The organism is Streptomyces sp. NPDC088785 (assembly GCF_044750685.1).
In the GTDB taxonomy this organism is placed as follows: domain Bacteria; phylum Actinomycetota; class Actinomycetes; order Streptomycetales; family Streptomycetaceae; genus Streptomyces.
Genome location: NZ_JBIVKH010000025.1, coordinates 25,482 through 33,315, shown reverse-complemented (window position 1 = coordinate 33,315; position 7,834 = coordinate 25,482). Strand labels below are relative to the sequence as shown.

Sequence of the window (7,834 nt, the reverse complement as noted above, 5' to 3'; positions counted from 1 at the left end):
GTCACAACCCGCTGAACTGACGCCTCATCAAGAGGTCTAAACCACCAAGGAATACAAGTCAAAGCCAATTCAGGCTGCATTCCGGCTCAAACCTCCAATCCATATCCGCCACAACCAAAAGCGGCAGCAACAGGAAAGGCAGCCCGAATCCAATACCGAAACCGCATCCCCACACCCCATACCAAAACCGCAAAACAGGCCCGATACGCAAACAGCAAAAGGCCCGGCATACGCAATTCGTATGCCGGGCCGAAAGCCTTTACGCGACGCCGCAGCGGTATGCGGCGACGTAGTCCAGGCACGCGGTGTACGCATCGTCGAGCGCTGCCCGCCTCGCGTACTCAGGGTCGGCGCAGCCGCTGGACTCTGCGAGGTCGCCCAGCGCTTCCGCGATCAGGTCGAGCGAGTAGGAGGGCGAGACGACGTAGCCGAGGGTGCCGGTGCCGTCGACCGCCCACTCGGTCCTGCCGTCCAAGTCGACGTCCACCGGGGCGAGGTGGTGACCGGCGGGGCAGGCGAACCGGCGGTCGGCACAGGCCCGGTAGGTGGCGGCGCCGTCGCACTCGGCGCAGGTGATCACGTTCATGGTCACTCGCCCTCGTACTCGATGACGCTGGCGGCCTGGTCCGGGCCGGTGACCTCGGCCAGGACGTCCCCGGCGTGCTCCAGGCACGCGAGCCGTTCGACCTTGTCGAAGCCGGTGACCACGAACGCGGGGCGGGCGTAGCAAGGGCGGTCGGTGTAGGTCCAGGAGTAGGCGCAGTCGGGGAGGTTGACCAGCTTCTTGATCGCTGGCGCCTGGTCCTGGTGCTGCTTCTCCTCGGCTGTGAGGCCGTCGGCGGGGATGACGGGGACGATGGTGCGCGCGTGGATCTGGGCGGCCTGGGCCGGGTCATCGGCATCGGTGCCGTCGTAGTGCAGGTCGATCATGGTCGGGTCGTCGGCGGGGTGGGCGGTGCAGACGGTCATGTGGATGCCGGAGATGACGGCGACCTGGTCGCCGGGCTTGAGGTCGGCGGCGTAGCGGCAGGTCTCGCCGGGCTGGTGGTAGTCGGGGCGTGCGTGAGCGCAGAGGGTGGCGGGCATGGGGGGCGCCTTTCTCAGGGTGGGGGCCGGGGTCCCGGTTAGGCACGCGAGGCCACACGGGGCGCGGGGGGGGGGCGGGGACGGTCGGAGGCGTCCTCGACCGGGCCGCGCAGCGGTCTGGTATTGGACGCCGCAGGCCGTCCCCGCCCCCACCCCGCGCCCCGTGTGGCACCGTGGCGCCGCGCCGGGACCCCGGCCCCCACCCTGAGAAAAAGGGGGCGCCGCTGCGCGCCTGCTGTGCCCGTCCGGCTGCTGCTCCCCGCTTCGGGTGGCTGTGCGGGGGTGCCGGCCGCCCAGCCCGGAGTGGGCCCCCACGGGCGGCCGACGGGTCGACGGTAGCCCGCTCGTCGGGCGGATCTCCGTCCGCGCGTAATATCGAACGCATGAACGATTTTCAGTCCGCAGAGCTGCCGGTCGAGCAGCGCCTGGCCCTGCATGAGGGCTTGCTTGTGTGGCTGGAGTGGCAGGCCCGGAATGAGCGGAATCTGATCCGCAGGCTGCGGAGCGACGCGGCCACCGAGCAGCAGCGCCGCGAGGTGGCGCACCGCGGATTGGGGTTCACGGTCGAGGCGGACCGGGCCGGGCTGACGTGGACGGTGCACCGCGGCGACTGCGGCTTTGCGACGTCCGACGACGTGGTCGACGCCCCCGAGGCGCGTGCCGCGCTGTCTCGGCCGGACGGCGAGGCCGCGCGGCCCTGTGAGGTGTGCAATCCGCTGGCAGCGCTACGCGACGTGCCGCCGCCCACAGACCCGTGGGCGAGCGCCTGAGCCCCGCTGGGCGCCCCGGAGCGGCGTGGGACCGGCGCACCTTCGGGAGCGGCGTACGGGCCTCTCAGGGGATGGAGACGGCGACGTCGTGCGCGGCGGTGAACCCCTGCGCGATCAGGGCCTGCGGGGTGGCCTCGCGCATCTGGACGTGCTGCCACACGAGGACGTCGTCGGGCACGCGCCGCGGTGCCGGCCGCGACGCGTTGCGCAGGCGGCAGATGTCGAGGTGGACCAGGAAGCGGACGGCGACGATGGGGCGTCCGTGGCGCTGTGCGTGCGCGACGAGCCCGGCTCGAACGGGGCCTTCTACGTTGGTCGAGTCGAGGAACACCGGCGTGCCTGCGGCGAGGTGCCGGTCCAGGAGGCGGTGCTGCCGCTCGACTGCGGCCGGGGTCACCGTCTGGTCGCCTGCGCAGCCGCTGATCTCACGGCGTAGCGCGTCGAGACTGACGACGGTGGTGTCCACCAGGGCGGCGAACGTCGACTTCCCCGCACCGGCCGAGCCGACGGCGACGAGGAGCGTGTCCCGGGTCAGGGAGCGCAGCAGGTCCGTGTCGGCGGCCGCGGTGCCGGTGTCCTCGTGCGGGCCGTGCACGGCGGTCCAGCGGTCCGGTCCGCCGACACGGGTGTGCCGCCACTCCTGGCGCGCGCCGATGATCTGCTCCGCCCAGCCCGTCGCGGCCTCGGCCTCGCGGTCGAGGTCGCCTCCGAAGGGCCGGTGGCAGTCGAGATAACGGCCGTCGCGGTGCAGCTCCCAGCCCCGGAGGTCTCCGAGCAGGCGGTAGGGGGTAACGGTGAAGCGGGGATACATGCGGGTCTCCAGACGTCATGAGGAAGCCCCCGGCGGGCGCCGGGGGCCGGTGTGAGGTCGGCTGTGGGCGGACCGGGCCGCGTGGGAGGGTGACGGGATGGATGAGCAGCAGCTAGCCGACTGGGTGGGCACGGTGAGCGCGGACGCACGCGCCGCCCAGGGGCGGCGGATCTTCTCGGCGAGCGTGCCCATCAGCGATCCGGGCGCGGCATGGGTCTCGGAGCCGCTGCTGTCCCAGGTGATCGAGGAGGTCGAGAACCAGGGGTGGCGCCTGGAGTCGGTGAGCCCGTACGGCAGCCCTGACACGGCCTACATGATGGGCGCCTTCCGGGCGCTGCTGGTCTTCCGCCGCGCGCGGTGATGTGGCGTGGTCCCTCTCGTGAGTGAGGGAGCGTGACCGGCTGGGTGGGTGGCGGTTGGTCTGATCATGAGAATCCGAACCGTCGTCTCCGCCGTCGCCCTCGCGCTGTGCGCGACGATCCCGCAGTCCTCACCCGCAGCGGCCTCCTCCGCCGCAGCCCGTCTTGGCGGGATCGACAAGAGCGCCTGCACTCATCACTGGTCGGGCCCGCAGGTGTGCATCCGGATGCGGGGGGACGCGATGAGCACCCCTATCGTGGGCTTCTGGTCCAACCCGCCCAAGTCGGTGCATTCCAGGGCAACTTGGCTGACTTCCGACGGCGACCGTGTCTCACGGACGTCCGTCGCCCGACGCGTCGGGCGGACGATCTCGTACTCCTGGTCTGGGGCCGACTACCGGGGCGCCAAGATCTGCGTGCATTTCAGGGGGATCAGCCGCACCGCCTGCATGAGGGCGCCGATCTAGAGCTAGTCAGTGCGCCGTCCGGCGGCAAGCCGCGGTGAGCGCGGGGTCGACACCGGCCTGCTTCGACCAGCCGCACACCACACCCAAGTCCGCGTACGTGCTGCGCGGCTTGGGCTTGGGTGCGACCGTGCGGTGACGTGGCACCGTCGCGCGTCGGGGCGGCGCGGCCGGCCGGACGACCGTGCGCCGCTCGGCGGGCGTCCACACCGGGGCGGGACGGTCTGCCTGCCCAGCCGGACGGCGCGGCCCGGCCGCCTCCGGCACCGGCACCGGTCGCGCCGGTGCCGGATGCCGTGCGCGCTTCTTCGGCTTCTTCGCCGGGTGCGGCTTCACCGCGGCGATATCGACCAGGGCCTCCCGCGCCGCAGCCTGTACGGGCGCGGGCGACGTGGTGGAGGGCGTGGGCACCGGCTCGCTGGTGCCGTCCGGCACCAGCTGCCGGACGGCGGCCGACGACGGGCCTGGAGAATGGATCAGGTCGTGTCGGCCGTCCACGGTCGTGCATCCCGCGGCGCCCACGGCGAGCACGACCGACAGAGCGAGGATGAGGCGGCGCATCCGATCAGCCTCCCGCGCGCAGGTCCTCAGGAAGGGCCGCCGCGCCCGCGACCACCGGCACGAGTGAGGACACCGGTTCTGCTGACGCTGGCGCGGCTGGTGAGGGAACAAGGCGCGTGCACGCGAACGGCCCGGTACAGCCTCTGAACAAGGCTGTACCGGGCCGTCGCGCTGTGGCTACAGCACCTTCGAATACGACTGCTTCAGGGACTTTCCGGTGTCGATGTCGGTGGCGGTCCGGTCGGAGCGGAGTTCGATGGTGCGGCGCGGTGCGCGGGTGCCGTCCTTCCAGTGGGATCCGCCAACCGCGACGGTGAGGCGTACCGACTCGTACCGGTCCTTGACCGGCACCTTGACCTCCAGCCGGACGGGCATCGGGATCTGCCCCTTCTTCAGGGGCTCCGCTACTTCCTTCGCGCTCTGGCCTGCGGAGTCGATGCGTACGATCCGGGCCCCTTCCTCTGCGTCGACCCACGCGCTGACGACGACCGACCGGCCGTCTTCGCTCCACTTGGCCAGAGCTTCGGTCTTCACGCCGTCGATGGTCAGGTCCGTAGCCGAGACTCCCTTGTAGGCGGCGGCCTTCTGGTCCTGCTGCGCCTGGTGCTCGCCGTCGCTGCCGTTCTGCCAGACGGCGGCGGAGATGATCCCCAGGGCAGCGATCGCGGCGACGTAGGGCCACATGCGCCGACGGCCGCCCGTGGGCGTCGGCTCGTCCTCCTCGGGTACGGGATGCGGCTCGTCCGGCACCTGGTGCCACTGCACGGCGTGTCCGCTGGTCTGCTCGTACCAAACGCCGCCGTCTTGCGCGTCGTTGCCCATGCGGGCGACGGTAGCGCGCAGCCAGGACGCACGAGCGAGGTTCCCGGACAGGTCCGCGATCGCGGCCTGCGTGATGAGCCACGCGGACGCTTCGCACGACGTGAGGCCGTACCGGCGAATGTCTTCACGGTGTCCGGCTGCTGCCAGATCCGCGGCCTCGCTGAATCGGCCGGCGCGCGCCGCGTCGAGGGCGGCAGTGTGCCGCCCGTCGGGATCGGGCGCCGTGCCCGTGTACACGGTGTCGATGACGTTGGACGGCATGTCGTCCTCAACGACGTCGAGGCGCCGTCCGACACTCTCGTCCTGGTCGAGGTCGACGTCCTGGTCGAGGTCGCCGTCCTGGTCCTGGTCCTGGTCGAGGTCGACGTCCTGGTCGAGGTCGGCCTTGGCCAGGGAGACCCCGGGGTCTTCCTCTGCTTCAGCTCCTACTCCGGCCGCTTCCTGCGCGCGGCGGCGTCCAGTGGACGTGTCGGTGAGCTGGGCTTCCTCGGTGTCGCGAATCGTCTGGATGATGTCGACATACTCGCTGCCGTGCCCGATCTTCCAGACGGCCTCGCCGGGGTCGAGGGTCGGGATCTTCTCGGCGGCCCACTCGGGCAGTCCGAAGATGGCGGCCACCTTGGCGGCTTCCTCGGGGCCGAGGCGTCCGACGTAGACGACTTCGATTAGGCGGGCCAGGTCGCGGGCCCGTCCGTCTCCGAGGTCGGAGAGGGTGTGCATCACAACGTCGATGGACAGCGCGGCCCGTCGGGAGTGCTTCAGCAGCCGCTGGATCAGTTCGGCGGTGGCCGGTGACAGGAGGATCTGCCATGCCTCTTCCAGCACGAGGTGCCGGTGTACCGCCGTGGACTGCTTCAGCCACACGTGCTCGACCCAGTAGCCGATGGCTGCCATCAGGGCCGGGATCGCGGCGCTGTTCCTGTCGAGCTTGGTGAAGTCGAACGAGATCATCGGCAGGTCGACGGGCGGCAGATCGATCTCCGGGCCGTCGAACAGGCCGCGCAAGGACCCGTCGGTGTAGTGGGTCAGCGCGAGGACCGCGCCCTCCCCCCAGTCGGCCAGCTTGGGTGCGGGGTAGCGGCCCTCTTCCGGATTCTGTAGCGCTTCGACGATCCCGGACAACGTCGTCGCCTTCGGGGAGTTGAGCGCGTGCTGAAGCGCGTGCGCGGCCTGCGCGGTGAGCGCCTCCGGCTCGACCGCCATGATCAGGGACCGGATCAGCGGCTCGCGCGCCTCGGGCGGAAACTGCGGAGAGCACGGGTTGATCGTGAAAGTGCCGGCCTCAATGACCATGCCTCCGAGGTCCCGGGCGAGCGCGGACCACTCTCCCTCGTGGCGCTCGCTTTCCTGGTCCCGCTCGCCGTAGGAGTCGATGACCACGTATTGGTGGTCGTGGTACAGGCTCTCTCGCCGAGCGCGGACCTTGCCGGTGGCGGACTTGCCGGAGCCGAGTCCCCCGAGCGCGATCGAGTTTGTGGCGGGGAGCACCTTCGGGTCGACGAGCACGGGTGACAGAGAGAACGGCCGCCCGTCCGAGGTCGAGCGGCCGATCGGGATGCCGGGGAACGTCGTGTCGGCGGCGACGAGCGGCGCGGTGATCGCGGCGTGAGTGGTGGGCAGACGGATCACAGGATCGCCCCTTTCCGGGAGGCTGCCGCGTGCGGGCTGGTCATCACGTGTGCGCGGTGCTGCTGGCCGGACAGCCAGTCGAGGCTGATCCGGTGCTCGTCGGCGTCGAGGTAGGCCGCGTGCCGGGCCTCTTCGACGCTCTCGGGGCTGTCGCCCCACACCGTGAGATAGGCGTCGACGTCCACGAGCGTGGCGCCCTGGACCAGCGCCGTGTGCACGGTGTTGCTGTTCTCCGTGTGGGCGTCCTGCTTCACCGCGTCGGTGTTCGCCGCGTCACCGAGCGCGCGCCCGAACTTCGCTGAGCGGCGCGCCTGGACCCGCGGCAGCGGCCGGTACAGCACCGCCAGGGACCGGTTCTTGTGCTGGCGGGCCCTCAGGGGGCGGTGCTGATCGAGCAGCAGATTCGCCATTAGGTCGCCTCCCGTTTCGGCGGGCCAGCCCGTGATGCGGGCCGTGGAGGCGTACCGCCCGTCTTCGAGCGCGACCCATGCGGTCGAGCGCTCGCAAAGGGCCGGCGCCGGGTCCGGCGTGACCTCCGTGAGAGCTCCGAGCCGGGAGAGCTCCCGCTCAATCGCGGAGAGGGCCCGGTCGGGGCGGGTGGCCACGGTCTTCGGGATGTGGACCGAGATGGTCTGTGTGTGGGCGGTGCTCTCGCCCACCTCGGCATGATGGGTGACCAGCACCTGGAGTCCGGCTGAACGCGACTGCGCGGCAACGTAGTCGAGAGCGCGGGCAAATCCGACGTGCCACCGCTCCCGCATGTACGGGTCCTGCATGGTGCCGTGATGCGGGTACAGCGTCCAGGTCATGGTCGCGCCCTGGCTCGTGGCCAGGTCAGGAGTAGCGGCGCGTTCGCGCAGGTACCGGGCGCCGACGGCCGCCCAGCGGCCGATCGAGCGCTGTCCGGGCGCAAAGTTGATCAGTCCGCCGATACCGGCAATGGCGGTGAAGGCCCAGCCGGGCGGCGACTGGCCCAGTGACACGGACGCCATCAGTGCGGCCCCTGCCCCGGCGTTGACCTTGGTCATCACCGTCTCTGCGGGGCTGAGTGCGCGCTGGATACCAGGGAGGCGAAAGCCGGGGGTCAGGGAGTACACGGGTGATCCTCCTTCTTAGGGCGTGGCCGGGCCGCCCGGCCCCGAGTGCGGGGCGCGGGGCGCAGGCGGGGCCGGGGACGGGGCCGGGGCGGGCCCCGGGCGCGGAGCGCGGGGGGCGGCGGTGCCGCGCGCTTGTCGGCGCGCGGCGGCGAGCTGCTGCGTGCGCTCTTGGTCGTGCGTGATCTGGTTGATGGCCGATGCGGTGGTGAGCCGTCCCGGCCTCGGCCGCACGTAC

8 protein-coding genes are annotated in these 7,834 nt (G+C 71.1%); 2 read left to right on the top strand and 6 right to left on the bottom strand.

Annotated features, from left to right (window positions below; all coding sequences use genetic code 11):
* Positions 1 to 259 precede the first annotated feature (259 nt).
* Positions 260 to 586 carry a hypothetical protein gene (locus ACIP5K_RS35400; protein ID WP_401416553.1) on the bottom strand — a complete coding sequence of 109 codons (327 nt, stop codon included), beginning with the start codon at positions 584 to 586 and terminating at the stop codon, positions 260 to 262.
* 2 nt (positions 587 to 588) lie between these two features.
* A complete protein-coding gene (locus tag ACIP5K_RS35395) occupies positions 589 to 1,086 on the bottom strand; it encodes a hypothetical protein (protein WP_401416550.1) in 498 nt (165 codons plus the stop codon).
* A 383-nt stretch (positions 1,087 to 1,469) separates the two neighbouring features.
* On the opposite strand from ACIP5K_RS35395, the gene ACIP5K_RS35390 reads away from it, so the two are divergent.
* A complete protein-coding gene (locus tag ACIP5K_RS35390) occupies positions 1,470 to 1,856 on the top strand; it encodes a DUF6233 domain-containing protein (protein WP_401416546.1) in 387 nt (128 codons plus the stop codon).
* 64 nt (positions 1,857 to 1,920) lie between these two features.
* On the opposite strand, the gene ACIP5K_RS35385 is transcribed toward ACIP5K_RS35390, so the two are convergent.
* A complete protein-coding gene (locus ACIP5K_RS35385) occupies positions 1,921 to 2,667 on the bottom strand; it encodes an AAA family ATPase (protein WP_401416544.1) in 747 nt (248 codons plus the stop codon).
* A gap of 97 nt (positions 2,668 to 2,764) precedes the next feature.
* On the opposite strand from ACIP5K_RS35385, the gene ACIP5K_RS35380 reads away from it, so the two are divergent.
* A complete protein-coding gene (locus tag ACIP5K_RS35380; RefSeq protein WP_401416542.1) occupies positions 2,765 to 3,028 on the top strand; it encodes a hypothetical protein in 264 nt (87 codons plus the stop codon).
* Between the two features lie 471 nt (positions 3,029 to 3,499).
* Here the strand turns inward: ACIP5K_RS35380 and ACIP5K_RS35375 are convergent, their stop codons facing one another.
* From ACIP5K_RS35375 to ACIP5K_RS35365, 3 genes are all read right to left on the bottom strand, one after another.
* Positions 3,500 to 4,051 carry a hypothetical protein gene (locus tag ACIP5K_RS35375; RefSeq protein ID WP_401416540.1) on the bottom strand — a complete coding sequence of 184 codons (552 nt, stop codon included), beginning with the start codon at positions 4,049 to 4,051 and terminating at the stop codon, positions 3,500 to 3,502.
* 177 nt (positions 4,052 to 4,228) lie between these two features.
* Positions 4,229 to 6,379 carry a hypothetical protein gene (locus ACIP5K_RS35370; RefSeq protein WP_401416538.1) on the bottom strand — a complete coding sequence of 717 codons (2,151 nt, stop codon included), beginning with the start codon at positions 6,377 to 6,379 and terminating at the stop codon, positions 4,229 to 4,231.
* Between the two features lie 119 nt (positions 6,380 to 6,498).
* Positions 6,499 to 7,599: a hypothetical protein gene (locus ACIP5K_RS35365; RefSeq protein ID WP_401416536.1), complete on the bottom strand. Its 1,101-nt coding sequence runs from the start codon at positions 7,597 to 7,599 to the stop codon at positions 6,499 to 6,501.
* Between the last annotated feature and the right edge of the window lie 235 nt (positions 7,600 to 7,834).

What these genes read in the sequence shown, in the direction of transcription:
- ACIP5K_RS35375 (WP_401416540.1), bottom strand. Translation starts at nt 4,051, where the DNA reads ATGCGCCGCCTCATCCTCGCTCTGTCGGTCGTGCTCGCCGTGGGCGCC.
- ACIP5K_RS35385 (WP_401416544.1), bottom strand. Translation starts at nt 2,667, where the DNA reads ATGTATCCCCGCTTCACCGTTACCCCCTACCGCCTGCTCGGAGACCTC.
- ACIP5K_RS35395 (WP_401416550.1), bottom strand. Translation starts at nt 1,086, where the DNA reads ATGCCCGCCACCCTCTGCGCTCACGCACGCCCCGACTACCACCAGCCC.
- ACIP5K_RS35390 (WP_401416546.1), top strand. Translation starts at nt 1,470, where the DNA reads ATGAACGATTTTCAGTCCGCAGAGCTGCCGGTCGAGCAGCGCCTGGCC.
- ACIP5K_RS35400 (WP_401416553.1), bottom strand. Translation starts at nt 586, where the DNA reads ATGAACGTGATCACCTGCGCCGAGTGCGACGGCGCCGCCACCTACCGG.
- ACIP5K_RS35380 (WP_401416542.1), top strand. Translation starts at nt 2,765, where the DNA reads ATGGATGAGCAGCAGCTAGCCGACTGGGTGGGCACGGTGAGCGCGGAC.